Annotated in this window: 21 protein-coding genes; 6 read left to right on the forward strand and 15 right to left on the reverse strand. The window is 37.7% G+C overall.

What is annotated here, in order from left to right; all coding sequences use genetic code 11:
* Positions 1–28: 28 nt before the first annotated feature.
* Positions 29–1183: a glycosyltransferase gene (locus MSBRM_RS14370; protein ID WP_048121343.1), complete on the reverse strand. Its 1155-nt coding sequence runs from the start codon at positions 1181–1183 to the stop codon at positions 29–31.
* 79 nt (positions 1184–1262) lie between these two features.
* On the opposite strand from MSBRM_RS14370, the gene MSBRM_RS14375 reads away from it, so the two are divergent.
* A complete protein-coding gene (locus tag MSBRM_RS14375) occupies positions 1263–2351 on the forward strand; it encodes a glycosyltransferase family 4 protein (protein WP_048121345.1) in 1089 nt (362 codons plus the stop codon).
* A 201-nt stretch (positions 2352–2552) separates the two neighbouring features.
* The gene (locus MSBRM_RS14380) at positions 2553–3611 is read left to right on the forward strand and encodes a glycosyltransferase family 4 protein (RefSeq protein ID WP_048121347.1); all 1059 of its coding nucleotides are present in this window, start codon (positions 2553–2555) and stop codon (positions 3609–3611) included.
* 309 nt (positions 3612–3920) lie between these two features.
* Here the strand turns inward: MSBRM_RS14380 and MSBRM_RS14385 are convergent, their stop codons facing one another.
* From MSBRM_RS14385 to MSBRM_RS14400, 4 genes are all read right to left on the reverse strand, one after another.
* On the reverse strand, positions 3921–4943 hold the full coding sequence (locus tag MSBRM_RS14385) for a glycosyltransferase family 2 protein (protein WP_048121348.1): 1023 nt from the start codon (positions 4941–4943) through the stop codon (positions 3921–3923).
* A 297-nt stretch (positions 4944–5240) separates the two neighbouring features.
* On the reverse strand, positions 5241–6182 hold the full coding sequence (locus MSBRM_RS14390; protein WP_052712908.1) for a glycosyltransferase family 2 protein: 942 nt from the start codon (positions 6180–6182) through the stop codon (positions 5241–5243).
* A 975-nt stretch (positions 6183–7157) separates the two neighbouring features.
* On the reverse strand, positions 7158–7955 hold the full coding sequence (locus MSBRM_RS14395) for a glycosyltransferase (RefSeq protein WP_048121350.1): 798 nt from the start codon (positions 7953–7955) through the stop codon (positions 7158–7160).
* Between the two features lie 458 nt (positions 7956–8413).
* Positions 8414–9289 (reverse strand): glycosyltransferase family 2 protein, encoded by an 876-nt coding sequence (locus MSBRM_RS14400; protein ID WP_048121352.1) that lies wholly within the window; start codon positions 9287–9289, stop codon positions 8414–8416.
* A gap of 412 nt (positions 9290–9701) precedes the next feature.
* On the opposite strand from MSBRM_RS14400, the gene MSBRM_RS14405 reads away from it, so the two are divergent.
* Positions 9702–11138, forward strand: a complete 1437-nt coding sequence (locus tag MSBRM_RS14405) for an MOP flippase family protein (protein WP_048121354.1) — start codon at positions 9702–9704, stop codon at positions 11136–11138.
* A gap of 260 nt (positions 11139–11398) precedes the next feature.
* Here the strand turns inward: MSBRM_RS14405 and MSBRM_RS14410 are convergent, their stop codons facing one another.
* The 10 genes from MSBRM_RS14410 to MSBRM_RS20590 form a co-directional block, all read right to left on the reverse strand.
* On the reverse strand, positions 11399–12517 hold the full coding sequence (locus MSBRM_RS14410; RefSeq protein ID WP_048121356.1) for a glycosyltransferase family 4 protein: 1119 nt from the start codon (positions 12515–12517) through the stop codon (positions 11399–11401).
* Positions 12514–13227: a sugar phosphate nucleotidyltransferase gene (locus MSBRM_RS14415; RefSeq protein ID WP_048121358.1), complete on the reverse strand. Its 714-nt coding sequence runs from the start codon at positions 13225–13227 to the stop codon at positions 12514–12516. Before MSBRM_RS14415 ends, MSBRM_RS14410 begins: the two co-directional genes overlap by 4 nt.
* Positions 13224–14036: a dTDP-4-dehydrorhamnose reductase gene (gene rfbD, locus MSBRM_RS14420; protein WP_048121360.1), complete on the reverse strand. Its 813-nt coding sequence runs from the start codon at positions 14034–14036 to the stop codon at positions 13224–13226. Before rfbD ends, MSBRM_RS14415 begins: the two co-directional genes overlap by 4 nt.
* A complete protein-coding gene (rfbB, locus tag MSBRM_RS14425; protein WP_048121362.1) occupies positions 14009–14965 on the reverse strand; it encodes a dTDP-glucose 4,6-dehydratase in 957 nt (318 codons plus the stop codon). Before rfbB ends, rfbD begins: the two co-directional genes overlap by 28 nt.
* 92 nt (positions 14966–15057) lie before the next feature.
* Positions 15058–15609 (reverse strand): dTDP-4-dehydrorhamnose 3,5-epimerase, encoded by a 552-nt coding sequence (rfbC, locus tag MSBRM_RS14430; protein WP_048121364.1) that lies wholly within the window; start codon positions 15607–15609, stop codon positions 15058–15060.
* 5 nt (positions 15610–15614) lie between these two features.
* Entirely contained in the window at positions 15615–16991 is a 1377-nt protein-coding gene (locus MSBRM_RS14435) for a mannose-1-phosphate guanylyltransferase/mannose-6-phosphate isomerase (protein WP_048156137.1), read from the reverse strand.
* 512 nt (positions 16992–17503) lie between these two features.
* Positions 17504–18916 carry a flippase gene (locus tag MSBRM_RS14445; RefSeq protein ID WP_230668905.1) on the reverse strand — a complete coding sequence of 471 codons (1413 nt, stop codon included), beginning with the start codon at positions 18914–18916 and terminating at the stop codon, positions 17504–17506.
* Positions 18917–19139: 223 nt separating this feature from the next.
* Positions 19140–20516 carry a mannose-1-phosphate guanylyltransferase/mannose-6-phosphate isomerase gene (locus MSBRM_RS14450; protein WP_048156137.1) on the reverse strand — a complete coding sequence of 459 codons (1377 nt, stop codon included), beginning with the start codon at positions 20514–20516 and terminating at the stop codon, positions 19140–19142.
* Between the two features lie 257 nt (positions 20517–20773).
* The gene (locus MSBRM_RS20905; protein WP_158498968.1) at positions 20774–20938 is read right to left on the reverse strand and encodes a hypothetical protein; all 165 of its coding nucleotides are present in this window, start codon (positions 20936–20938) and stop codon (positions 20774–20776) included.
* Positions 20922–21062: a hypothetical protein gene (locus MSBRM_RS20590; RefSeq protein WP_155400477.1), complete on the reverse strand. Its 141-nt coding sequence runs from the start codon at positions 21060–21062 to the stop codon at positions 20922–20924. The genes MSBRM_RS20905 and MSBRM_RS20590 overlap by 17 nt, the downstream gene beginning before the upstream one ends.
* A 593-nt stretch (positions 21063–21655) precedes the next feature.
* On the opposite strand from MSBRM_RS20590, the gene MSBRM_RS14455 reads away from it, so the two are divergent.
* From MSBRM_RS14455 to MSBRM_RS14465, 3 genes are all read left to right on the forward strand, one after another.
* Positions 21656–22501, forward strand: coding sequence for a sulfide/dihydroorotate dehydrogenase-like FAD/NAD-binding protein (locus tag MSBRM_RS14455; protein ID WP_048156146.1), 846 nt, complete (start codon positions 21656–21658; stop codon positions 22499–22501).
* A 16-nt stretch (positions 22502–22517) separates the two neighbouring features.
* Positions 22518–23927: an NADPH-dependent glutamate synthase gene (gltA, locus tag MSBRM_RS14460; RefSeq protein ID WP_048156154.1), complete on the forward strand. Its 1410-nt coding sequence runs from the start codon at positions 22518–22520 to the stop codon at positions 23925–23927.
* 479 nt (positions 23928–24406) lie between these two features.
* A complete protein-coding gene (locus MSBRM_RS14465) occupies positions 24407–25648 on the forward strand; it encodes a pentapeptide repeat-containing protein (RefSeq protein WP_048156159.1) in 1242 nt (413 codons plus the stop codon).
* Positions 25649–26481 lie beyond the last annotated feature (833 nt).

Below are 26481 nucleotides of genomic sequence, written 5' to 3' on the forward strand. Positions count from 1 at the left end.
AATTAAGATAGAATTATGAAAAAGAAAATTAAATAGATTGTATTAATTCTATGTAACAGTTTATAATTCTATCCCACTTCTGATCAGGAGCTTCGTAATGCTTTCTCTCTCCAAATTGGCTGAGAATAGCTTCCCTGATAGAATCGATATCAGCAGGAGGTACAAAAACGGTGCCTTCATAGTTAGCCATTGATTCTTTTAAGCCACCTACTTCTGAAACAACGACAGGTTTTCCAAAAGACATTGCGATATGCGCAATTCCACTCTGAGAGGCTCTCAGGTAAGGCAGGACTACCACATCGGCAGCACTGAAATACAGGTTTACTTTCTCGTCAGGAACATATTCGTCTATAAGTGTAATCTTATCATGAAAAGGAGAAGCTTTAATCTGGTCAAGTAATTCCTTACGGTCTTCCCAGATTTCCCCGACAATCAATAACCGGCTTTTTTCGAGAATTTTGGGAGGAAGCTGTTCAAAGGCCCTGATAAGGTAGGGAGTTCCCTTATACTTTCGAATTAAGCCGAAAGAGAGTATAACGAAATCTTCCTTTATCGAGAGATTTCTTCTCGCTTCTTTTGTGTCAAGCAATTCTCCGTACTGGTCATAAAGCCCATGCGGGATCACATGAATTTTTTCAGGGGAAATAGAATACCTTTTTGCAACAAGCTCTTTATCGGACTCGGAATGAGTAATATATGCATCAAGGTTTTTACGCAGCAGTTTTCCTGTTATTTTTGAGTATAACCTAATTGGAAGTATTGATTCTTCAAAAGGATCTACAACTTCATGAAATTCGATAATTATTTTAGGTTTATTCAGCAAACCTGCAAATATCTTTAGCAGAAGCTGCATATGCGCAACCGAGGAAGTCCACCACTGCAAAACTATAATATCCGGTTTTTGTGCTTTAAGAAAGCGGTATGCTTTAATCCAGGACAGTGGATTGTTATAGTCCATGCCGTTAAAGACAGGTATCCTGGGTGAAAAATTCAGGTCAGAAATATTCTTTCCAACATGGGATTTTCCGGGAAACAGAAAAGTTGGAAGCAACTGCCGAAAGCAAACTACTGAGACTTCTTTTTCCACAGACATGGCATTTGCCAGACGGATAGTATAATAACTGATACCGCTCAAAAAACGTTTCGAAGGTCCGACTATGCAAACGCTTTTATTAGATGTCATTTGCCTAAACTATCACATTATCTTTATATTAAACTAATGCATTACTCCACATAGATTCCAGTATAAAAGAGGTTCAGCCTTGAAAATAGCCCAGATCTGTCCCCGTTATTCTCCTGACATAGGTGGAGTGGAAACTCATGTTAAAGAAATTAGTGAAAGGCTGGTTAAAGCAGGGCACGATGTGGAGGTTATAACAACCGATCCCACAGGAAAATTGAGAAAGCAAGAGATAATAAACGGAGTAAGGGTTATAAGGTTTAGATCTTTTGCTCCGGGAAATGCATACTACTTCGCTCCTCAGATCTATACTTATCTCAAAAAACACGACTATGACATAGTTCATGCACATAGTTATCATGCTTTTCCTGCATTCTTCGCATCCTTAAGCAGGCACGGCACAAAATTTGTGTTTACTCCGCATTATCATCGGCACGGCCATACCGCATTCCGCGATTTACTGCACAAGCCATACAGACTTTTCGGGAAGATAATCTTCTCCAGGGCAGATTCCGTAATATGTGTCTCAGAGTATGAAAAGAAACTTATAGAGTCAGATTTTAAGGTTGCCGCAAAAACTGTAAAAATCCCTAACGGAATAAACCTTAAAGAGTTTGAAGATTTGAGGAAGCCGGAAAAAAGCTTAAACAGGAACGCCGGAAGAGAACAGATTCTTCTTTATGTAGGCCGCCTGGAAGAATATAAAGGGGTACAGTACATTATTCAGAGTTTACCTGAACTTCAGGGTTTCCGGTTGAGAATCATCGGAAAGGGACCTTACGAAGCTGAGCTTCGAAATATGGCGAAAAGTTTAGGTGTGGAAGCAAGGGTTGAATGGTTAAAAGACCTGTCAAGAAAAGAACTTCTTGAACGCTATGCAGATGCGGATATATTTTTAATGCTTTCTTCTCGTGAGGCATATGGGATAACGGTTGCTGAGGCGCTGGCTGCAGAAATTCCGTGTATAGTGGCAAAGGGCAGTGCACTTGAGGAGTTTGTGGACGGAAGGAACTGTATTGGGATTGAAAGTCCGGTTTCAAAGGAAAAAGTGACAGCAGCACTGAAGGAAATTAAGAAAAAGGAAAGAATAAAAAAATCCGGGATAGATAAAAACATAATGGATTGGAATGAAGTTTCAGCCAGAATTGAGAAACAATATCTCAAGCAGTAATATTAGAAGAGCTCATTCCAAAACTTAACATCACTTCCCAGAATTCAGATCCCAAATAATCAAACGATCCCCTGATCACGAAAATAGTTTTAAAACTTTAGTATTTGAGGACAAAATCGGTTTTGGGAAGAGTTCGAAGATAATAGATAGACTAATTGGACCATACAAATATTTATTTTTGGATCTTTGGGGAACTGGAATATGGAAATTGATTATATAAATGGAGCAAAAACAGACGAAATATTCGGCATGTCAAAGTATCAAAAAGAGATACATGAAAGAATAAAAAATATAAAACTAAACCCAATTGAATACCCACTGATCTCAAAGAAGAGACAAATTAATAGTGCTGTAAAATATCTGGCATATCCATTAATTGTTAAAAGCCATGTAAAAAAAGAAAACGTAAAGCATATAACGAGCCAGGATCTGGCTTACCTTCTGGAACTGATGAAATTAGAAAAGACAATTGTCACCTGCCATGACCTTATCCCCTGGGTATATGATAACAACCGGCTGCCAACATGGAAACTGAACATGAGGGGCTTGAGAAAAGCAGATAGAATTATCACAGTTTCAGAGTACTCAAAAAGTGAAATTATCAAGCATGTAGGGTACCCAGAGGATCAAATAACTGTTATTCCAAACGCAGTAGACCATAACAATTACTGTGTGAAAAGGGACCGAGAAGTTATTAAAAAATTGGAAATACCAGATACCCAAAAAGTCATTCTATATGTAGGATCTGAACAACCAAGAAAAAATGTTCCCTTTTTACTGAAAGCTATCGGTGAGCTGAAAAAGAAACTTCCTGATATAGTACTTCTTAAAATCGGCACTCCACAGGTCCCTGGAGCTCGTGAAAAACTTATTGAATTAATAGAGATGCTTGGGATAGAGAAAGAAGTAGTATTTGTAGGATATGTTTCCGAAAACGACCTGACCAAGTACTATAACGCTGCAGATCTGTTTGTTTTTCCTTCTTTATACGAGGGCTTCGGATTACCTCCGTTAGAGGCTATGGCGTGCGGAACACCTGTAATAACTTCTAACCTTACTTCTTTACCTGAAGTTGTAGGAGATTCAGCTATTACCATAGATCCTTATGATGTTAATGCATTTGCAGAGGCAATGTATAACCTGTTGACAGATGAAAAACTTAGGGAACAAATGATAAACAAAGGACTCAAAAGGGCTCAGTTATTCAACTGGGAAAAATCCGCTGAAAAAACGCTTAAAGTATATCAGCAGTTAAGCTGAAACTCAATCTAAAAAATCTGACCTATAAAAAAGGCATCTTATATGTTTATACACTGAGATCTTATATTGGGTCTTATCTTATATTGGATCTTATCTTATATTGGATCTTATCTTATATTGGATCTTATCTTATATTGGGTCTTATCTTATATTGGATCTTATCTTATATTGGGTCTTATCTTATATTGGGTCTTATATTATATTGGGTCTTATATTATATTGGGTCTTATATTATATTGGGTCTTATATTATATTGGGTCTTATATTAGTAAACTTGAAACCATAGACTTTTACTTTTTTCACTAATTTTTAGCCATGGGCCAGAATCCCATCCTTAACACCTTTGATGAAAGAAACAAGTAAAGGCTTATTTTTATGCAGTAAAGCCCAGCCCACGAACGAAAAAAACTTGAACCCGAGGAAGTAAACTAGAAATATTAAATACTGTTTATCCGAAGCATGCTGTTTCATGAACCAGAATCGATTTCTTGTATGGTGGTATACAGCAAAACCCGTGATCTTACTGCTCGTCGCTCCTCCTTTATGCCAGATTATTCCCTGGGGGACATATACAATTTTATACATTGCCTTTCGCGCACGCACGCACCACTCGATTTCTTCAAAGTAGGCAAAATAATTATTATTTAAGCCGCCAATTTTCTTGAAAACTTCACTTTTTGCTAGCAGTGCGCAGCCCGTTACAGCATCAACTTCCTTAGGAATCCCGGCTTTTACATCTGCTTCATATGTAAGGTTTATAGCATCTCCATGGTTCCAGAGTATCTTTGAGCCCGTAGACTGGAGGCCGCGAGGGGGGTTATAGTCGTAGATAGTCGGACCCAAAACTCCTATATTCAAATCGGTTTCGGCAGTCTGGACCAGTTCATCCAGAAAATCGGGGTCTACAATGGTATCGTTATTCAGTAAAAGGATGTGATCAGGCTTCAAAAACGTCATTGCATATTTTATTGCGATATTATTTCCTTCGGCAAATCCATAGTTCTTAATATTTTTAATTAAAATTAATTTTCTTTCAAGCGGAGCCTTCTCAAGGTCTTTCTGTACTCTGTCGTTAAATTTGAGTTCTTCCTGAGAGTGCTCTATTAAACACAGGGGCTTATTATCCGGATTATACCTGACAAAGCTTGATTCTACCTGGATTCTTCCAACCGCATATTCTTTTATTTTTTCAATTGAATTATCTTTTGAGCCATTATCTATAACAACAATATCATAATTTGGATATTCGATCTGATAAACCGACTCCAAGCATTCTATTGTATCTTCCCAACCGTTCCAGTTGAGAATTATGATTGCAACTTTAGAATACATGTTCTCAAATCTAGAAATGATTTTATAATTACATTTATTTCAGACTTCATAATACTTGCTAATTATTTAATTACTGCCTGGGTCATAAACCTTGCCAAGCAAACTTTTAAGAAAAGATTTAAAAAGCTCCATTGGTCATCAGTTAAGGAATTGTCTTACCTGAAAGCTATCGATTTTGCATTAGAAGCCGGCCTTAAACTTTGGCCTCTTTACATGAAATTGATACCCTGTTCCAGCTCACAACTCATTGAAATATATTACAAACGTTGAGACATTGCTGCAATTTGTCATGATTCCTCACTTAACCGAAGACGCATGAAAAAGCCTCCAATAAATAGTATTATAAATATTTATTATTTTTTCATATATATTTTGACCAGCGAGAGAAATAATTAAAAGAACTATAGACTTTATAGCAATAGGGTTTGCTTTAATGGCTTTTATCAAATAATGTCTTCCAGATCTCAAATTGCCGATTGACATCATAGAGTATCCAATATCATAGTACTGCCTTGCTAGAAATTTTTTATTTCCCTTTAAGCAGTTAAAATATTTATTGAGTAAATAAATTCTTGCAGTATAACCTGCAATAATATTAGTAGAAATACCTTCATTTTCATAATATTTAACCAAAGGTTCTCGTATATGATAAAACTTGAAATATTTAGATAACCTTAAGAATAAATCGAGATCTATTAATCGGGGTAATTTATCATCAAAATATCCAACATATTCTATACATTCCTTTTGAATCACCGCAGATTGGATTCCAATTCCTAACACTTGATAGTCTAGAGTTTGTTCATTAACCAAAATACCACTATAGACAGTAGGAGAATTCCAATAATCGATTCCTTGATCTTCAAATATCCTTAGCATATCAGTGTACACCACTCCCACTTCCGGAGATTTATCAAAAACATCCATCTGTTTCTCAAGCTTTTCCGGAAACCATTCGTCATCACTGTCATGAAATGCTATATATTCACCTCTTGCAACATTGAGACCAGTATTTCTTGCTACTGCTGCACCCATATTTTTTTTGAGTCTGAGATATATGAGAGTAGGATACTCTTTTTTGATAAGTTCCTCAGTATTGTCAGTTGAAGCATCATCTACAATAATAACTTCAAAATCTTTGTAAGTTTGATTTAGTACACTATCAATAGATCTTGAAATTAAATGTTCCCGGTTGTAAGTAGGGATGATTACGCTTACTTTAGGTTTATTGTTAAACATGCAATTTCTCTTTACACAACTTCATAATTTATTAAAATATTTGATAAATGTGGAGGAAATTGACGCAATTTATCATGATCTCTCACATAACCGAAGACACATGGATTGTTATCTTCTTATTAGAAAGATAACCGTTTTACTGCGTTTTATTTTAGATATTATCTTTTAGACTCTATAATCGAAAAAGTCTTCAATTTTCACTATAATGAGTATAACTAAACGTACATGATATTCTTCGAATAAATGCACAAAGAAATGAAAGTATTCTACTTCGCCCTTTTTTTGACTATCTATCTCGTCATTACCTTGGATAGTAATGTTGTCCTAATTTTGATTTTTCAAACCATCACTAAATTAATCAGTGAATTGCCATAGAAGGCTTAAATTTGATAAGGCGCAGAAAAATCAAAAGAAGCATTGGGAAACAGTTTTGTTTCGTACTTTCATACTAAATCAGTTCAATATATCTAATATTTTGTATTAAACTTTTTGGAATTGATTGCCACATAATTAATTTTTTAGGCTCTTCGTTGTTTTGTGTGGATATTCTCCAATGTCCCCATAAAAACCAATGCGGTCTTGAATTGAAAATCATCTTATCCATAGAGAATGACGAAGAGCCACTTCGTATTAGACCCTACAAAAAAAGTGTCTATTGATATGGTTTTATGTATAAAAGTATAAACTCCGGTATAACAAAATTTATAGCGGGGGCGTGAACATACCCCATTGCTTGCAGCAGGGTGCGCCAGCGCAACTTTGATTATTCAACTATTCTTAATTGCTTCGAATATAGGGTTTGGAGAAGAAAGGTTGAGTTTTAATATAACTCTATTATATGAAATGTGAAAAACAGTTTATCTTAAATTGAAAATCTTTACAAAATTAACTTAAGCCTGAATCATAACTTAAGCCTGAATCATAACTTAAGCCTGAATCATAACTTAAGCCTGATACTAGTTTTAAGATAGGCTGTTAAAGATTTGATCGGCTGTTAAAGATTTTATCTAAATGTACAATTAGCCTTTGCATGTAATAGCTTCTTTGAAGAACTGCAGGATATGAAGTACTCCAATCCCCGCAGGTTGTATAAATTCTTGTATACATATCGCTGTACTTTTTAATTAATTTGTCCAAAATTTCATAGTATTCATCAGGGAGCGGGCCTCTTATAGATTGAAATTTCTTTTTATTGTCTGCACCTCTTGATAGGTGATAAATTTCCATTGGAAGTGCATAAACTCCAAATCCCTGTTCTTTAGCACTGAGGCAATAATCTACTGCATATAAGTGCCAACCATCACATGTTTTTTCATCAAACTTAAGAACGTCAAAAGTATGTTTTGGAATAATTACAAGGCATTCGTCAAGTGTTTGTACCGGTACGGGCTTTTGTATTCGGTTACCCCACGGCCAAGCTTTCGGAGGTCTACCGTGAGTTATAATATTTCTTCCTCTCTCCGGGTTTGACCTTCCAGACTCACTCATACCAGCTACACCGGCAATTCCTAAATTACTTATAGAATCGAGGAGCTTTTCTGTGTTTTTAAGCCAGGAATCAGTAAGGAAACTCACATCCTGATGCGCAAACATTATATATTTATTCGCAGCTTTTTCCCCGCCGTAGTTAAGAGCTTCAGCTGCGGATTTGAATTCATTAGAAGTATTATCGATCCCGATTAGCTCGAACTTTGCATTTTGGTTCTTCAAACTTTTGAGTAAAAAGTTATTAAATATCTTCTCATTATTATAAACGCAGACAACAGAGATCATTATCTCAACAACCAAGATACACAAAGATTTTTAATATAGCCGATTTTCAATAATATGTGATGCAGATTTATACTATATATAATAATACTGCCAACTTTATAAAATTGTAAAAATTTGGAACTTAATGATAGTCAATGGGCTCATATTCACTCATGTCTTCTTCTGCAACCACAAGTTGAAGTGAGAAAGGTAAATCAAATTGTGGACGGCCACCCAACCCTAAACAGGCTATCCGACAATTATTGGTTGTAATAAAAACGTGCTAAAAAAAGCAAATAAGGCCTTTAAATCAAAAAAGAAGGAATTCTTCATTACCGAAAGTAATTGTCGGACAGCTTATAAAGGAAGGGATATTCATGACCCTCTGCGGTCTTAGTAATAGATTATGTCATCTAGTTATTCTCATTTTAAATTTAGGAAACATCGATTGATGCTGTTTTTTATACGCTGAATTGATATTAATTATGATCAAAAAATGACCTGAATATATCTACTAAAAGTCTGATGTTATACGGATTTACTTTAATTGCATCAAGATAATACGTATTCCAGCCTTTCTTTTTTCCATTAAGATATAACTGCTGACCCATAACAAAATAATAGTGAGCAAGGACGTTTTTATCTTTACTGAAATCTTGGAAATGTTTCTTTAAAATTAATTTATATGCAGTATTCAAAGCAACCGGGTTACTAGAGATACTATCCTCTTGATAAAATGATTTTACCAATGGCTCATCAATACAGCTAAAGTTATAGTATTTTGAAATTCTAAGCCATAATTCCCAATCCTGTAATCTAGGAAGGCTCTCGTCAAACATTCCTACTTTTTTAAAACATTCTGCGTTTACCACAGCAACTTGAGTTGTCACAAAATTTCCATATAGAAGAATATCGTGAATGTTTCCCTCTTTTTTGGTTATATCGTCGGAAGGAACATAGTAAGTAATACCATCTTTAATTCTATGAAATCCTGTATAAACGACACCAACCTCATCTGAAGCTTTCTTGAAAGCTTTCATTTGTTTTTCCAATTTATCTGGCAACCATTCATCATCGCTATCTTGAAAAGCAATATATTTACCTTTAGCAAGTTTTATTCCGGTATTACGGGCTGCACTTCCACCTTTATTTTTCTGATGCTTAACGTATCTAATTCTTGTATCAGTAAAGCCATTTATTATCTCTTCTGTATTATCTCCTGATCCATCATCCACAACTATAATTTCAAAGTCTTGATACATTTGATCCAGCACACTCTGGATTGCCCTACCAACTAAGTGTGCTCTATTATAAGTTGGGAGAATTACACTGACTGTCGGTTTTTCGTTAAGCATGTAGTTTCACATCACTAAATTCATTGTATATATTCTCCAACTTCTCAACCTGCACTACCAAATCGTATTCCTGTTCCACATGTTCCCTTCCAGCTTGTCCCATCAAAACCCAAACTTCCGGATGCTCAACCAAACACTCAATAGAATTGTTTAGAATAAATTTACTCATCCAGATACGGAGCAGTGTAACTTTCTTATCAGCATTACCTCATAAATATACTATGACAAGAAAATATCATTAGCCATAATATAAACTGAACCTTAACTGTCACCATCGAAGCAACGCTTAGGGACTTTATATTAAAGTAATTAAATTTGTAACATATTCATTAAGAGGTAATAGTTGGAATTAATTTTATATATTATATAAGTAATTGGTGAAAGGTTCTTTATAACCATTACTGGAGAAACAATGTCACTAGCAAAAAAAACCGCCTCCGCTGTGGCGTGGGTAACTCTAATTACTATATTCACCAGAATACTTAGTTTTGTAACTCAATTAGTCTTAGCCAGAATCCTTTCGCCAGCAGATTTCGGCTTACTTGCCATAGGTTTACTAGCCATCAATAGCATGGGAATATTCCGTGATCTTGGTTTCGGTGCAACACTTATCTACAAAAAAGATGATACAGATCACACTGCGGCAAACACTGCTTTTATCTTGCTACCTATTTTTGCCCTGGCGCTCTTTTTGATAGCATACTTTTCAGCATCTTATATTGCCACGTTCTTTAACAATGCGGCTGTTGGACCAATAGTTCAGGTCCTTGCACTGACCTTTGTTATCTCTTCATTTGGAACAGTCCCATCCATGTTGCTTGAAAAAGAACTTGAGTTTAAGAAAAAGGTATTGCCAGAGACTGTTCCGGTTATAGGTTATGCCCTTGTTGCCATATTATTGGCAATGGAAGGGCATGGGGTATGGAGCTTAGTGTATGGACAGATCGTATCTGCAATTCTAACAGCCGGATTAATATGGTTGATTTCGGACTGGAGGCCTACATTCAAGTTCGATCTAAAGATTGCAAAGGTTTTATTTGATTATGGAAAGCATTTAATGGGTGCAAGCATCATTATTTTTCTTGTTACGAACGTCGATGATGCAATTGTAGGAAGAGTACTTGGAATGGAAGCTCTCGGATTTTATACGCTTGCATATACAATATCTAATCTTCCAGCTACACAGATCACAAACCTTGTTAGCAGAGTTATGTTCCCTTTGTATTCAAAATTACAGGACGATCGAGATGCTTTAAGAAGTGCTTATCTTAAGACGCTTCAGTATGTGTCAATGCTCTCAATTCCTGCAGCACTTGGAATATTTGTTATAGCGCCAAATTTTGTTAGCGTTATGCTTGGAGACAAGTGGCTGCCTGCCGTACCAGCAATGCGAGTATTATGCATATACGGACTGTTTAGGTCTCTAAACGGGACAATCGGACCAATGTTTCAGGCAACTGGAAATCCAAAGGTTTTGGAGAATACTGCGCTTTTAAATCTAATTCTATTTTGTATACTTCTGCTTCCTTTGATACAAAAAAGTGATATTATTGTTGTGAGTATCGCTGGGACATTACCACAAATAATTATTTTCTATATACTGACCAAATTAATACCCAAAATAATAGACCTGGATATTTGGGATATGTGTAGAACTATCAGGATCTTTGCTTTTTCTGGAGTTGTAGCTACGATATTTACGCTGCTTTTAGGACTCTATTTTACAAGTCCTTCAATAATTTCATTGGTTATTTCTATCATAATGTTTGCACTGATATACATAACAATAATAATTATTTTTGACAGAAATATATTTTCAGATTTTAAAAGTTTAGGTCTTCTTACATAAGATTACTTTTTCTGAGATACAATTGCGCATTGAAATGTAAAAAAAGCCACGAAAAATGAGCATTGAAATGTAAAAAAAGTCACGAAAAATCCAACATGACAGCACTTTTGCAAAGCTTGTAAAGATATTCGATCCTTTGTGAACCTGCACTTAGGAGTACGATCAAATCACAATAACTATTAAAAACATTTTTAATTAAATATAGTCACTTTTTGCTCTTAATTTCTTAGTTCAACATAAATTTATTTTATATAAAGTTTTCATTGATATTTATCAAAAATACCGCTCAAAGCTTTTTCCATTGCGTTCCAACTGTATTCTTTAATGCATTTTTCCCTTGCTTTATTTCCGAGCATCTGAGCCTCATTTTCATTATCCAAAATCCAACGGATATTATCAGACAAAGCTCCTATATTTCCAGGTTCAACAATTAACCCACAGCCGTCTAATATTTTAGATAAATCTGAAACATTAGTTGCTACAATCGGTTTTGCCATAGCCATGGCATCAAAAACTTTAGCAGGTACCTGTCCCACTGCACTTGGTGTTGAATGTTGAGGCAACACCACCATATCTGCCATCGAAAGAAATTCAGGGATTTTGGAAAAGGGCTGCATTCCAAAAATCTGGATATTATTCGTCTCTAATCGTTTTAATTTTCTTGAGTATTCGTCATCATTTGCACCAACGATAACTACCTTCAAATCCCTTCGTTCGATCTTTTTTACAGCTTCAATAATATCTTCTACTCCTTTATGTGGGCGAGGAGTACCAAAGAACATAATCAGTTTTTCGTTAGTAAATCCATATTTTTTTCTAAAAAGCTGTCCATTGAACTTTTGAGGATCAAAAGCCTCAGTATCACGTCCATGAGGCACAATGATCCCACCAAATTTGTTTTGCAGAAATGTTGAGGATACGGTAATATCATTAGCTAAAAAGGCTAATTTTTCCATTAAGTAAGTATATGCAAGCCCATTTGGAGACCTCATCGACGAACAAAATTCTATAAAGAATTGAGATTTTGATTGTAGATGAAAACCAACTTCCCAATCGTCTACATCCAACACGAGAGGTAACTTAGAAGATAATTTTTTAAGTAATCCAATTCCATAGCTTGTAGGTCGGGGTTTAACTGCATATATCACATCACCATCAATGAGCTCAAGCATTTTCCTGGCTGATGAGGCAAAACGTGGGTACATACCACCCGGAACAGACACATAGTTGAAATCACCAGCAACAGGTTCCCAGATACCGTCTCCAAAAATAGGACCTATTATTTCTACATCATATAAACGTTGCAACGCTTTTGCAAGTACATGAGCCCTTCCAAGACAATTATGCGATAAATCATAGGAAAGTATAGAAATTTTCATACTATTCCTTTCGAGTTTTTAACCATTATACTCGCTCTCAACAAACTCTCAAAAGTCCCGGCATCGCTCCAGAAGCCTTCAAGGACTCCATATTTCATTACTCCTTTGTTTATATAATAATTGTTTACATCAGTGATTTCCAGTTCTCCTCTTCCAGAAGGCTTGAGAGTTTTAATTGCACTAAAGACCTTTGAATCATAAATATAAAGTCCTGTAACTGCAAAATTAGATTTTGGCTCTTTTGGTTTTTCCTCGATTCCTATTACTTTATCGCCTTTCAGCTCTGCTACTCCAAATCTATGAGCATCAGGCACTTCTTTTAAGAAAATCCTGGCGCCGTCATTAAAGCTTGCAACGTCCTCTTTGATATCGTCCTGGAAGATATTATCTCCGAGAATGACAGTTACACTGTCCCCATCAACAAAATCTTCAGCTAAACTAAGTGCCTGAGCAATACCTCCGGCCTGTTCCTGAATTTCATAGGTAAAGTGCACTCCATGATCTGCACCTGACCCAAGAAGTTCAAGAAAATGCCCGGCATGACCTCGACCTGATACGATCATTATTTCTTTAATGCCTGCGTTAATGAGAGTCTGGATAGGATAAAATATCATTGGCTTATCATAGACAGGCAACAGGTGCTTGTTTGTAACTTTAGTCAGGGGATAAAGCCTGCTGCCGGTACCGCCTGCGAGTATTACGCCTTTCATACATTTCTCTCCTTCATATAATCCTTAAGTGCCTCTTTCCAGTGCCTCATAGATTTGGTTTTAGTATTTACAAGAACCGAATACTTTGGACGCCTGGCTTTCATTGGAAATTCCTCACTTGTACAGGGAACAGTATTACTTATGACTGCCGATGCAAACTCGTACCAGGAACATATACCCTCGTTTGTCACATGGTATATCCCGGCTTTAAGTTCAACAATCTCCATGATCTTATTAGCGAGATCTACGGTATAGGTGGGTTTCCCAAACTGGTCATTAACAACTTTGACCTGCTCCATCTCACCGGATAGTCTCAGCATTGTTTCTACAAAGTTCTTTCCATGCATACCAAAAAGCCAGGAAATCCGGATAATTCTATAATCATTCAAGTTTTCTGCAATTTTTTGTTCACCAAGAAGTTTTGAACGACCGTATACATTAATAGGATCAACAGGAGTATCGAATTCTAGATACTCTTTTTTTGATCCATTGAATACATAGTCTGTGCTGAAGTGTATAAGGGTTGCACCTACTTCACTGCAGGCTTCAGCGATATATCCAGGCCCATACCCATTAACCATAAATGCAAGTTCCTGACGGTCTTCACAACCTTCAACATCAGTATAGGCTGCTGCATTAATCACCAGATTCGGGTTTATTTTTCGTATAGATTCGAGTACCTGCTCTCTGTCTGTGATGTCAATGTCTTTATGCGTCAGTTTCACAGCGTCCGGAAACACTTTGCAAAGGTCGAATCCGAGCATCCCGTCGGCACCAATGATCAGCGTTTTAATGGTTCCCACCACCATCGATTTTCAACATACCACTTGACCGTTTGCTCAAGGGCACTATCAAAATCATATTTTGGCTTCCAGCCCATTTTCTCCAGTTTACTGCCGTCAAGGGAGTAACGAAAATCGTGGCCTTTTCGGTCTTCAACGTATTCGATTGAAGATTCATCTTTGCCAAGCATTTTAAGAAGACGATGAGTGATTTCAAGGTTTGTAAGCTCGTTTCCACCATCTATATTGTAGATTTCTCCACTGCTTCCGTTGTGAAGAACAAAATCAACTGCAGAACAATGGTCTTCAACATAAATCCAGTCCCGGATATTCAGGCCGGTGCCATAGACGGGAACCTTTTTCCCTTCCATCAATCTGCTAATGAAGAATGGGATTAGTTTTTCAGGATACTGATAAGGTCCGAAGTTATTTGTGCATCGAGTTATGCAAACGGGCAGGCCGTAGGTTGTGTAGTAGGACTTTGCAAGAAGATCGGAACCTGCTTTGCTTGAAGAATAAGGACTTGAAGGGTTAAGGTTGTCCTTTTCAGTAAAAGAACCTTCCATGGTACTTCCGTATACTTCATCAGTTGACACATGAATAAATTTTTTAATATTGTGTGCAAGTGCGCTTTGCAAAAGGGTATTTGTTCCGAGCACATTTGTTCTGACAAAAACCGAACCATCCTCAATTGAACGGTCAACATGACTTTCAGCTGCAAAATGCACAACACAATTGACTTTTTTCATTACTTCATTGACAGCTTGAAGATCACAGATATCCCCTTGCATAAAAGAGTAATTGGGGTTATTTTCAATATCCTTAAGATTGGCTGGATTTCCAGCATAGGTTAGCTTGTCAATGTTTACAATTTGGTAGTTGGGATACTTTTTGAGCATGTAATGAATAAAGTTGCTGCCTATGAATCCGCAGCCCCCTGTAACCAGAAGTCTCATTCAGGCCACCTCTGTGTGTTAATAAATATTTGGAACTTTAATAGAATATATACCAATAAATTACTATTGATGGAGAAAAATTTATCCAGGTTTTAAAAATTCATTTTTGCTCCTTCTAATTTTGGGAGTAACAGATCCTTCGGAGAGGTCTTTATATCCTCAGCTTTTATCTTCCAATCAATATTCAATGACGAGTCATTATAGATAACCCCTGCTTCAGCTTCAGGATGATAGTATTCATCACATTTATATTGAAAGATGGCAGTTTCGCTCAGTACGGAAAAACCATGAGCAAAGCCTTTAGGAATTAAAAACTGCCTTTTGTTTTCAGCGGAGAGTTCAACCCCAACCCAATCCAGAAAAGTAGGGGAATTTTTCCTTAGATCTACTGCAACGTCGTAGACTTTACCTTGCACAACCCTTATAAGTTTCGCCTGACTAAAAGGACCCAGCTGGTAGTGTAGACCGCGAATTACTCCATAAGACGACTTTGACTCATTATCCTGGACAAAAGTGTATTCTTTTTCTAAAAGACTATCCAGAGTTTTCTTATTATAACTTTCAAAAAAATAGCCCCGGTCATCATCAAATACTTTAGGCTCGAATATAAAGAGATCTCTTATTTTTGTGTTTATTACCTTCACCGTTCTCAGCTCCTCCCATAAACATCATCAAACCTGACAATGTCCGCTTCGTCTACAAGCTCCCCTAACTGCACTTCAATAATCTCAAGCGGAATTTTTCCCGGATTGGACAATCTGTGTTTTTCACCTGCGCTGATAAAAGTACTCTCGCCAGGTCTCAGGAAAAACTGCTGTCCGCTTACTTCCACACAGGCCATACCTTTAACAACCACCCAGTGCTCACTACGATGGTAGTGCAGCTGGAGGCTTAACTTATGGTCAGGAAGTACGGTTATATTTTTAATCTTATGCTCCGGAGAAACTTCAAGTAGGGTATACGTGCCCCAGGGCCTGTAAACAGTTTGACCTATGTATGCCCTTTCATCATTCCGGTCTTTAAGAGTTGAGACAATATCCTTAACCTTCTGGCTACTGGATTTAGGGCAGACTAAGAGAGCATCACTAGTATCAACAATAACCATGTCTTTAACATCAATGAGCGAAACAAGCTTACCGCAACTTGAATATACGAGATTTCCATCGGAGTTCAGCATCAGAGGATCACATTCATGGACTACATTTCCTACAGGGTCCTTTTCAAACTCGTCATAAATTGCTGCAAAATTTCCCAGATCGCTCCATTTCTGCTCAAGTTTTACAACTGCGACTCTGTAGGATTTTTCCATTATCCCATAGTCAACGGAAATCTTATCCACACACGAATAAATCTCATTAATATCATTTCCGTTTTCAAAACAGGTGAAAACAGAAGGTGCATATTTTTTAACTTCGTCAAAGAAAAGTTCGGTATCAAAAAGGAACATACCACTGTTCCAGAGGCAGCCTTCCTGAATATATTTTTCTGCAGTTTCCCGGTTCGGTTTTTCTCGGAATTCAGAAACCCTGTAACCTGGCCCACAGGCTTCTGAGGGTTTAATATAACCATATCCAGTGTGAGGAAAAACAGGAACAACACCGAAAGTAACCAGATAATCAGAAGCAAGATATTCAGCCGAAGCAATTGTTTGCATTGCAGCTCTATCAAGGACATGGTCCGAAGAAAAAATCCCTACTACAGAACGCCCATATTTGTTTTCAATTATTCTCATTCCAAAGAAGATCGCAGGGAGAGTATTCTTGCCTTCAGGCTCGATTAAGACATTTTCTGGAGGGATTGAGTATCCTATTTCCTCAATCTGTCCGATTACGAAAAATTTTTGAGCTTCATTCGTTACAACGAAAATTTCGGAAATATCAGAAATATCAAGACACCGAAGGACGGTTTCCTGAAAAAGAGACGCATTTCCAAACTTTAAAAACTGCTTGGGATACATTTCCCGGCTGAGAGGCCAGAGGCGTGTTCCTGAACCGCCTGCAAGAATTATGGATTTTATAACTGTCATCTCCTGTAGATATTGGTTAAAATGGATGAAATTTAGAATTATACAGTTTGCTCTATCTATTTATTTCTTCATATATTTTATAAAACAAACTCGGAACACCTACTATAATACTTTACATGTTTTTCAATATGCTTTCCACGCTCACAAAAACTACCCACTCTCCTCTACGTGCTTTAATTCCTCTATTGCAAGAAATTGATGCAAGTCCATCACGCTCTCCCTCTATCCATCGCATACGCGGATCGTTGATCAAGTTAAAAATTTATTGGTCCGGTGAATCATAACACCACATACAACGATTTCAAAAGGAGGGAAAGTTTGGTAGGCACTTGAGATAGCTTTACCCAGCGTTTCTGCTCTATTCCAAGTTGGAATGATGACGCTAATTTGAGTCATCTTTCTCACATTTTTATCATCTTCAAGACATATAAAGAACTTGTAAAACTTGTGAAATGTGATTTTAAACATAAATTTTAAAATTCATATTATAGTTATCGAATATAAATACTAATTCACAACCAGCCTGGCCAAACAAACCCTATTCCGACCTTCTCTATGATATCTTTCATTTCAGTGTACACTTTTTTATCAAATTTTAATATTAAAAAACCGTATGTCATTCCGCCGATAGCAACAGCCAGTATCGTAATCCATACATTGGAAAGTGGCACAAACAACCGATATACACCAACAATCACCCCCATTACAATCGAAGATATCATAATGTTAGACAGACTTTGACGCTCCAGTCTTATTGTCATATACCTAGATAAAGCATGCCAGGCGAGTAAGGCATTCAAAGTCATTGTTACCAGCGTCGCTATTGCTACTCCGTTTATACCTATGAGCGGGATAAGTATTATGTTCAATGCAATGTTTGCTCCAACACCAACTGCCGTGACCTTAAATGATTCTTGAGGATGATTCAGAGCATCCAGATACATCGTGAAAAAGTACTGGAATACATTGACAACCTGTACAGCAAGTAATATTATCAATACATAATAACCCTGGGCAAAGTCTGCACCGTAAAATGAATATAGAAGACGATCCCCCAGCAATATACCACCCAAGAGTACGGGAATTGCCAGTACCAATGAGTAGCTGATCGCACGAGGCAGTGACTCTTCAACAAAATAGAGCTCTTTGGTTTTACCCCATTGGCTGACTCTGGGCCAGAGCGTCATTCTCAGAGCATTTGAGCTAAATGCGGCAATTCCTGTGAACTGGAGTATTACTCTGTAAATTCCTACATTTTCAGTGTTCATAAAGTAACCTATGAAGATAGTATCTGCCTGTGAAAATACAAGTACTCCACTAGACGTTAAAAATAGCCAGAACGAAAATACAAATAAACTCTTTATATGCTTCCATTTGAAGCGTACTAAATACAAGTCAAAAAAACGGAATTCAATTATTGCTGCTAAGATCACACCAGCTACCATTCCCCCGACCAGACCTACGGTTTCATATCCAAGATATATTGCCGGGATCTGAATCATTACGCGTGAAATGTTGCTTATTCCCTCACAGGTGTTGCGTATTCCCATCTTGCCTTTGCCGGCAACCCCACTTGAGATTGGTCCTGCAATCGCTGAGACGAATAATAATAACAACATCCAGGCAAATATGCGTGAGTTATTAAGATCCACAAAGTAGTCTTTAAACACTAGCAAAATCAGTATTCCAGTTATCGTGAATATTAGTCGGAGTATAAAATATGCGCTAAAATACGCATTCGGATCTTCACCTTCGCTAATACGCTTAACTACGGCTCCACCAAACCCCCCATCAGTAACCATGTTAAAAATTCCATAGTATGCTAAAAACAGGAAGTATGAACCGAGAATTGAAGCACCTGCCGTATGTGCGAAGTACATGGTGCTCAAAAAGCCTATGGCTGTGAATGAGATCTGCCAGAACAATGAAATTATGCTCTGGCGTTGAATAGGATCGATTTTTAGGATATTCGAGAAAATAGCAGTTATCTTGAGCACGGTCTAAAACATCATTCATGTTTTAATTATAGTCCTGGAACCTTTAAACATTTCTTTTTACTGTTGTTAATACATATATGATTTTTCCCAATGTGCCCGTACTCACAGATTTGGGATTATATAATACCTTCTTATCCAACTGAGAATTTCCTCAGCTCCTCCCATAAACATCATCAAACCTGACAATATCCGCTTCGTCTACAAGCTCCCCTAACTGCACTTCAATAATCTCAAGCGGAATTTTTCCCGGATTGGACAATCTGTGTTTTTCACCTGCACTGATAAAAGTACTCTCGCCAGGTCTCAGGAAAAACTGCTGTCCGCTTACTTCCACACAGGCCATACCTTTAACAACCACCCAGTGCTCACTACGATGGTAGTGCAGCTGGAGGCTTAACTTATGGTCAGGAAGTACGGTTATATTTTTAATCTTATGCTCCGGAGAAACTTCAAGTAGGGTATACGTGCCCCAGGGCCTGTAAACAGTTTGACCTATGTATGCCCTTTCATCATTCCGGTCTTTAAGAGTTGAGACAATATCCTTAACCTTCTGGCTACTGGATTTAGGGCAGACTAAGAGAGCATCACTAGTATCAACAATAACCATGTCTTTAACATCAATGAGCGAAACAAGCTTACCGCAACTTGAATATACGAGATTTCCATCGGAGTTCAGCATCAGAGGATCACATTCATGGACTACATTTCCTACAGGGTCCTTTTCAAACTCGTCATAAATTGCTGCAAAATTTCCCAGATCGCTCCATTTCTGCTCAAGTTTTACAACTGCGACTCTGTAGGATTTTTCCATTATCCCATAGTCAACGGAAATCTTATCCACACACGAATAAATCTCATTAATATCATTTCCGTTTTCAAAACAGGTGAAAACAGAAGGTGCATATTTTTTAACTTCGTCAAAGAAAAGTTCGGTATCAAAAAGGAACATACCACTGTTCCAGAGGCAGCCTTCCTGAATATATTTTTCTGCAGTTTCCCGGTTCGGTTTTTCTCGGAATTCAGAAACCCTGTAACCTGGCCCACAGGCTTCTGAGGGTTTAATATAACCATATCCAGTGTGAGGAAAAACAGGAACAACACCGAAAGTAACCAGATAATCAGAAGCAAGATATTCAGCCGAAGCAATTGTTTGCATTGCAGCTCTATCAAGGACATGGTCCGAAGAAAAAATCCCTACTACAGAACGCCCATATTTGTTTTCAATTATTCTCATTCCAAAGAAGATCGCAGGGAGAGTATTCTTGCCTTCAGGCTCGATTAAGACATTTTCTGGAGGGATTGAGTATCCTATTTCCTCAATCTGTCCGATTACGAAAAATTTTTGAGCTTCATTCGTTACAACGAAAATTTCGGAAATATCAGAAATATCAAGACACCGAAGGACGGTTTCCTGAAAAAGAGACGCATTTCCAAACTTTAAAAACTGCTTGGGATACATTTCCCGGCTGAGAGGCCAGAGGCGTGTTCCTGAACCGCCTGCAAGAATTATGGATTTTATAACTGTCATCTCCTGTAGATATTGGTTAAAATGGATGCTATCTTAATAATCTAACTGAAGGTATATAGCTTAGATTTTATAATAGCTTAGATTTTTAATAGCTTAGGTTCTATAATGACTTAGATTCTATAGCTGGTCTACATTAGACTCCAGATAAAAAGATATAGATACGCTGAAAACACGAGATCAGAGCAATATATAATTTCAGAACCCTGTTTCTTCTCCATAAAGAATCTGTCGTTCTCCTTCATCGTACTTATCACAGATTACGAGGGTTTTTCCTTTCTCTTGACCTCTTTTTCCATCGAGCCCGGAGCTTTAGTATTCGTCTTCTGTACCATAAGAGTTTCCTCTGATATTTCTTCAATCTTCCAGTGTCTTAATCGTCCGGCAAAAAAGTAAAAATAAGTGAGATTATTTGCAGGTGTCAAGGAGCGATCTCTTTTTGCCACCCCTGACTTCGGTAGGATGGATAGGATCAACGTCAGCTACTTCTTCCCCGTCCTTTTTCTCTAACTTTTCTCCCTTTGTACCCTCTCTTCTTTCTTCAGGCATTTGTTTAACCCCCATATATCTATAAGTTCATCTAAGTTATGTTTTCCTTTACGCCTGTCAGAGTGAAATCACTCAGCTTTTTATAGCCATTCAACTTTTTATAGCAATAGAGTGAATGAATTTCTCCAGCGAATAAATTTCTCTTTCAGGCAAAGGTTTTAAATTTTCAAGCTCAAATACGGCCGTAAAATTCGGTTATCTATCCGGATATAGTTTGTACTGAGTTTGCTTTATCCCTCCTCTCCGCCGATTGACTACCTGATATAGTCTGTTCGGGGATTACCCCTTAATTTATTATACCCATTAGATTTATTAAATTATTGCAACAACGGTCAAAAAGTTGAAGAATATCCAGACTCTTTTAAAAGGAAATATTGACAGAAAGATCGCTTATAATTCAACAAAAAATAATCCAGACAGAAAAAATAATTAAAATTATTTGGGAGAATATATATCCCATTAATCAGTATAAGGAGAACGTCCAGGCGGAAAAGCTCGGGAATAGAAAAAATCCGTGAGGAGATCCGCGATATCAGAATTTACCTATTTATTTGCTCTAAAAAAATTGCTTTTACTCAGGAAAATGTGATCTCATGGCATATAAAGTATTGAAAAAGGAAGAAATCGCTCCGTCGGTGCACAGGGTGGTAATAGAAGCCCCTGACGTAGCAAAGGCTGCAAAAGCCGGACAGTTCATAATTCTCAGAATTAATGAAAAGGGAGAAAGGATACCCCTTACTATTGCCGACTTTGACAAAGAGAAAGGCACAGTAGCCATAATATTTCAAGAGATGGGCAAAACTACAAAACAGCTTGCAAAGCTTTCTGCAGGCGAGTTTCTTGAAGACGTCGTCGGACCTCTTGGCACTCCTTCCGATGTAAGAAAACTTGGTACTGTTATCCTTGTAGGTGGCGGAGTAGGAGTTGCACCGGCTTATCCCCAGGCAAAGGCTTATAGCAAAGCGGGCAACAAGGTAATTTCCATTATAGGAGCCCGGAACAAAGACCTTCTCATCCTTGAAAAGGAAATGAAGGATGCCAGTTCCGAACTGTATATCGCAACCGATGACGGATCAAAAGGACACCACGGATTTGTTACCGATATAATGAAACAGATTCTGGATAGCGGGGAAGAGGTTGCAAGAGTTGTAATTATTGGACCCCCAATAATGATGAAAGTAGGGACAGGAGTAGCTTCTCCCTATAATGTTGAAATTCTGGTAAGCCTTAACTCTATTATGGTAGACGGGACAGGTATGTGCGGCGGCTGCAGGGTTACAGTTGACGGAAAAACCAGATTTACCTGCGTTGACGGGCCTGAATTTGATGCACGGAAAGTTGATTTTGTTCAACTCATGAACAGGCTTGCAATGTACCGCGGCGAAGAGACAAAAGCTGTGGAAAAATACGATGACGAATGCAGGTGTGGACTGCACTAAATGGAGGGGATGAAAAATGCAAGAATTAAATGGAGAAAAAACCGTAAAAGCAAAGAAAGAAAGGACCCCTATGCCAGAACAGCCTGCGGAAGAGCGCAGGAAGAACTTTAATGAGGTAGCTCTCGGCTACACGAAAGAAGATGCTCTTGCCGAAGCCTCCCGCTGTCTATCCTGCAAGGAACCGAAATGTGTTGAAGGCTGCCCTGTGAATGTGGATATTCCGGGCTTTATCAAGCTTGTCTGCGAGGAAGACTTCGCAGGGGCAATAGAGAAGATTAAAGGCACAAATGCCCTTCCTGCCATCTGCGGTCGTGTCTGCCCCCAGGAAACTCAGTGTGAAGCTCTCTGCGTACTCGGAAAGAAGGGACAGCCAGTTGCTATCGGAAGGCTCGAACGTTTCTGCGCTGATTATGAGCGCCAGCAGGGAGTAAAGGTTCCTGAAGTTCCGAAACCTACAGGAAAGAAAGTAGCTGTTGTAGGTTCAGGGCCTGCGGGTCTCACTGCCGCAGCAGATCTTGCAAAGCTGGGCCACAAAGTCACTGTTTTTGAATCTCTACACAAAGCCGGCGGAGTTCTGAGTTACGGCATTCCGGAGTTCAGGCTGCCAAAGGAAATTGTTCGGCAGGAAGTTGAGTACATTGAGAAACTCGGAGTAGAGTTCAAGCCCAACTATATCATCGGCAGGATCAAGACCTTAGACGAGCTCTGTGACGAATTTGATGCGGTCTTCATGGGCACTGGCGCAGGTCTCCCGAACTTTATGGGAATTCCAGGCGAAAACTTCAACGGCGTTTACTCTGCAAACGAGTTCCTGACCCGTGTAAACCTCATGAAAGCCTATGACCCTGAATATGATACCAGAGTCAGGCTTGGAAGGCACGTTGTGGTGGTCGGTGGCGGAAATGTGGCAATGGATTCCGCTCGCTCAGCCCTCCGCCTGGGCGCTGAAGAAGTCAGCATAGTCTATCGCCGTGGGGAAGAAGAGATGCCAGCCCGCAGGGAAGAAATCGAGCACGCAAAAGAAGAAGGTATAACCTTCAGGCTCCTTACAAACCCCGTCCGCATTCTTGGCGACGATAAATTCAATGTTACCGCAGTCGAATGTATTAAAATGAAACTCGGCGAACCTGACAAATCAGGCAGAAGAAGACCTGTCCCTGTAGAAGGTTCGGAATTCACTATTCCTGCCGAAGTTGTTGTTATCGCCATAGGCACGTCCCCGAACCCCATGATTTTCAAAGGCTCGGAAGGCCTTGATAAGAACAAAAAAGGCACTGTTGTCGCAGACGAAGAAACCGGTGCGACCTCCAAGTGCGGAGTCTTTGCAGGCGGAGATGTTGTCACAGGCGCAGCAACCGTTATCAGTGCAATGGGCGCTGGCAAGAAAGCCGCAAAAGCAATTGATGAATATTTGAAAGAACAGTGAAACCAGAATATTCTGGTTTTCTTTTTTAGTTTAAAAGCTATTAAATTTTGCAATTTTCTATTTTTTGAGTGAGTAAAAACGCTAATAGAAGAAATATAAAAAGTGCCCTTATGTGTATCCCATACTTTTTTCTCTCAACCTTCGTTATCGGTCATAACCCTTGTATTTCTATAAGCTATGGAATAACCGAGTTAAGAGAAACATACTCCAGAGTTCAAAACTTATAACATGAATTTTAGAGAGTACAACGTAAAAATAATAAGCTGGTAATAAAAAATTGGTTCAAAACTCTTGTATCTGAAATTGAGGGAATGTTAATGCAACTTCCCTTATTCCGTGCAGGTAGTTATACACGCAACTTGAAGAAAAAGCCTGTAAATGGCAAAATAAAAAGAAAGATATGTGAAAGAGTTTCTATTGTAGAGCCTAATAATAAGAAAACGTAAAAAAGTTCTTTAATAACAGTCCTGGTGGAAACTTTGGCGAGAGTAATAGATATTTTTTATAAATGCTATGAGAAACAAAGACAGTACCCTAAAATATGGATTTTTTTGGGTGTTATAATCGTTGTATGGTTGTTTTTTTGGTTTCCACATTGGGAAGTAGCTAAATATGGAATAACAGATCCTAAAGACGTATCTGATGCAGAAAATAGTCACCGTTCTACTTTAGCTCAAATATTAGGTGGTGTTGCTGTTGGTATCGGTCTTTACTATACATGGCGGCGGGTTAATATCGCCGAAAATAGTTTGAAACATTCTCAGGAGACTCTTGTAGCTAATCAAAAAATTGCTCAGGATAATCTAAAAGTACTGCAGGAAGGACAGATTACTGAACGCTTCACTAGGGCTATTGATCAGTTAGGAGCTATTGACCAATTAGGTAATCCAGCAATTGAGATTAGATTAGGTGGAATATACGCTCTTGGAAGAATCGCAGACGAATCGAAGAAAGACTATTGGCCAATTATGGAAATTTTAACAGCGTATATTAGAATGAATTCGAATTGTCAATTTAACGAAAATGATATAAAAACCGAAGTTGTGACAAAAGTTATTCGAGATAATGACAACAAGTGTCCCAAAGTACTAGAAGTAACAAATTTTTCAGTCGATATTAATGCGGCTCTTACAATTATCGGAAAACATGAGAAGCCGGTTACTGTTATTAATGGAGAGAGTAATCATCTTCTAAGTTTAGTTGGAACTTATCTTAAAGGAGCTGAACTTATATCGGGTCATTTTGAAGATGTAAGCTTTAGGCGAGCTAATCTTAAAGGAGCTAACTTTAGTTATTGTTTTTTTAATTGTGCTTATTTTGGAGAGGCTCACCTTGAAGGAGCTAACCTTTCGAAATCTAATTTTTCAGAGGGTTCCTTTTATAAAGCTCATCTTGAAGGAGCTAATCTTATTGAGGCTCATCTCGAAAGTACATTCTTTAGAGAAGCAAATCTTGAAGGGACTAAACTTCTAGGAGCTTATCTTGAAAATGCAGACTTTGAAGGGACTTGTCTGAAAGGAGTTAAAAACTTAACAATTGATCAGCTTTCTAAAGTAAAAACGCTTTACAATGCGAGATTAGATGATGAGCTTCGTATACCACTAGAAAAAAAGTATCCTGAACTTTTTACAAAAAATGGTAAAAACTCCCGGTCCAGAAGAACAGTCGTGGAAAATAATACAGGCCTGGCCGCAGGAGAGACTTTAGAGTTAAAAAACTGATATGTTTTACACCTACCACTATCAGAAAAAGCCTGTAATTGGGATAAAAGTAACACCAACAGTGTATTCCGTTATTTTCCGGAAACAACTGTATTCCTGCTATGATATGACTGAAATTACGAGAAGGAATGTAAGATCCCCCTGCAAAAATCCAGTAGTTTACAAGGAATATTACTGCATTTTTGAGTTTTTCCTGAATTCCTTTCTCATTGCGTTTTTGTGTTTCCATTAACAGTAAAAAAGCCTATCATTCTAAGCCGCTTTGAGACATTTTTAAAATAAGACCTGAGTTTGACAGTTTGATTTTTATGTGGAAAGATTGTTTTCATATCCGTTGGAATGATAAGTAATATTATTTCAACAAATTTTTGCCCATTTTTTACGATTTAATTTGACAGATGATTCTCTTTCTCTTGATGGCCATTTTTATGATTTTTGACCAAATTTTTGGTATAGAATTTGACAGATAGCATGAATCTAAGATAAAATATAGATACTATCCAAAAAGTCAGGTCCAAAAGTGCTAAAATGGGACAAAAATTTATATTAATTTACCTTATAGCTGACTTTCCGCAGATGTCCATTCAATTTTCACAATTTTTCTTGCTATCGTTTTTCTGAAAATTACCTTGCTTATTCAAACTTCATTGAAAGCTTCTAACCTCTATTTCCGGAAGTTTCAGTTGGGATAATAATTGCAAATTATTGAACAAATGCACAAAAACGATAGCAGGAAAAATGTTCTTTTACTCAAGACATCTGCGGAAGGTAGGTTATACAGAAAGAATGAATAATAACTGTTTTGTTTTTATTCAAAATTATATAATATTAAA

This window comes from Methanosarcina barkeri MS (assembly GCF_000970025.1).
Taxonomy (GTDB): Archaea; Halobacteriota; Methanosarcinia; order Methanosarcinales; family Methanosarcinaceae; genus Methanosarcina; species Methanosarcina barkeri.

What these genes read in the sequence shown, in the direction of transcription:
- MSBRM_RS20590 (WP_155400477.1), bottom strand. Translation starts at nt 21,062, where the DNA reads ATGCCTGAAGAAAGAAGAGAGGGTACAAAGGGAGAAAAGTTAGAGAAA.
- MSBRM_RS14370 (WP_048121343.1), bottom strand. Translation starts at nt 1,183, where the DNA reads ATGACATCTAATAAAAGCGTTTGCATAGTCGGACCTTCGAAACGTTTT.
- MSBRM_RS14410 (WP_048121356.1), bottom strand. Translation starts at nt 12,517, where the DNA reads ATGAAAATTTCTATACTTTCCTATGATTTATCGCATAATTGTCTTGGA.
- MSBRM_RS14400 (WP_048121352.1), bottom strand. Translation starts at nt 9,289, where the DNA reads ATGCTTAACGAAAAACCGACAGTCAGTGTAATTCTCCCAACTTATAAT.
- rfbB (WP_048121362.1), bottom strand. Translation starts at nt 14,965, where the DNA reads ATGAGACTTCTGGTTACAGGGGGCTGCGGATTCATAGGCAGCAACTTT.
- gltA (WP_048156154.1), top strand. Translation starts at nt 22,518, where the DNA reads ATGCAAGAATTAAATGGAGAAAAAACCGTAAAAGCAAAGAAAGAAAGG.
- MSBRM_RS14415 (WP_048121358.1), bottom strand. Translation starts at nt 13,227, where the DNA reads ATGAAAGGCGTAATACTCGCAGGCGGTACCGGCAGCAGGCTTTATCCC.
- MSBRM_RS14395 (WP_048121350.1), bottom strand. Translation starts at nt 7,955, where the DNA reads ATGATCTCTGTTGTCTGCGTTTATAATAATGAGAAGATATTTAATAAC.
- rfbD (WP_048121360.1), bottom strand. Translation starts at nt 14,036, where the DNA reads ATGGTGGTGGGAACCATTAAAACGCTGATCATTGGTGCCGACGGGATG.
- MSBRM_RS14380 (WP_048121347.1), top strand. Translation starts at nt 2,553, where the DNA reads ATGGAAATTGATTATATAAATGGAGCAAAAACAGACGAAATATTCGGC.
- MSBRM_RS14455 (WP_048156146.1), top strand. Translation starts at nt 21,656, where the DNA reads ATGGCATATAAAGTATTGAAAAAGGAAGAAATCGCTCCGTCGGTGCAC.
- MSBRM_RS14385 (WP_048121348.1), bottom strand. Translation starts at nt 4,943, where the DNA reads ATGTATTCTAAAGTTGCAATCATAATTCTCAACTGGAACGGTTGGGAA.
- MSBRM_RS14435 (WP_048156137.1), bottom strand. Translation starts at nt 16,991, where the DNA reads ATGACAGTTATAAAATCCATAATTCTTGCAGGCGGTTCAGGAACACGC.
- MSBRM_RS14450 (WP_048156137.1), bottom strand. Translation starts at nt 20,516, where the DNA reads ATGACAGTTATAAAATCCATAATTCTTGCAGGCGGTTCAGGAACACGC.
- MSBRM_RS14405 (WP_048121354.1), top strand. Translation starts at nt 9,702, where the DNA reads ATGTCACTAGCAAAAAAAACCGCCTCCGCTGTGGCGTGGGTAACTCTA.
- MSBRM_RS14390 (WP_052712908.1), bottom strand. Translation starts at nt 6,182, where the DNA reads ATGTTTAACAATAAACCTAAAGTAAGCGTAATCATCCCTACTTACAAC.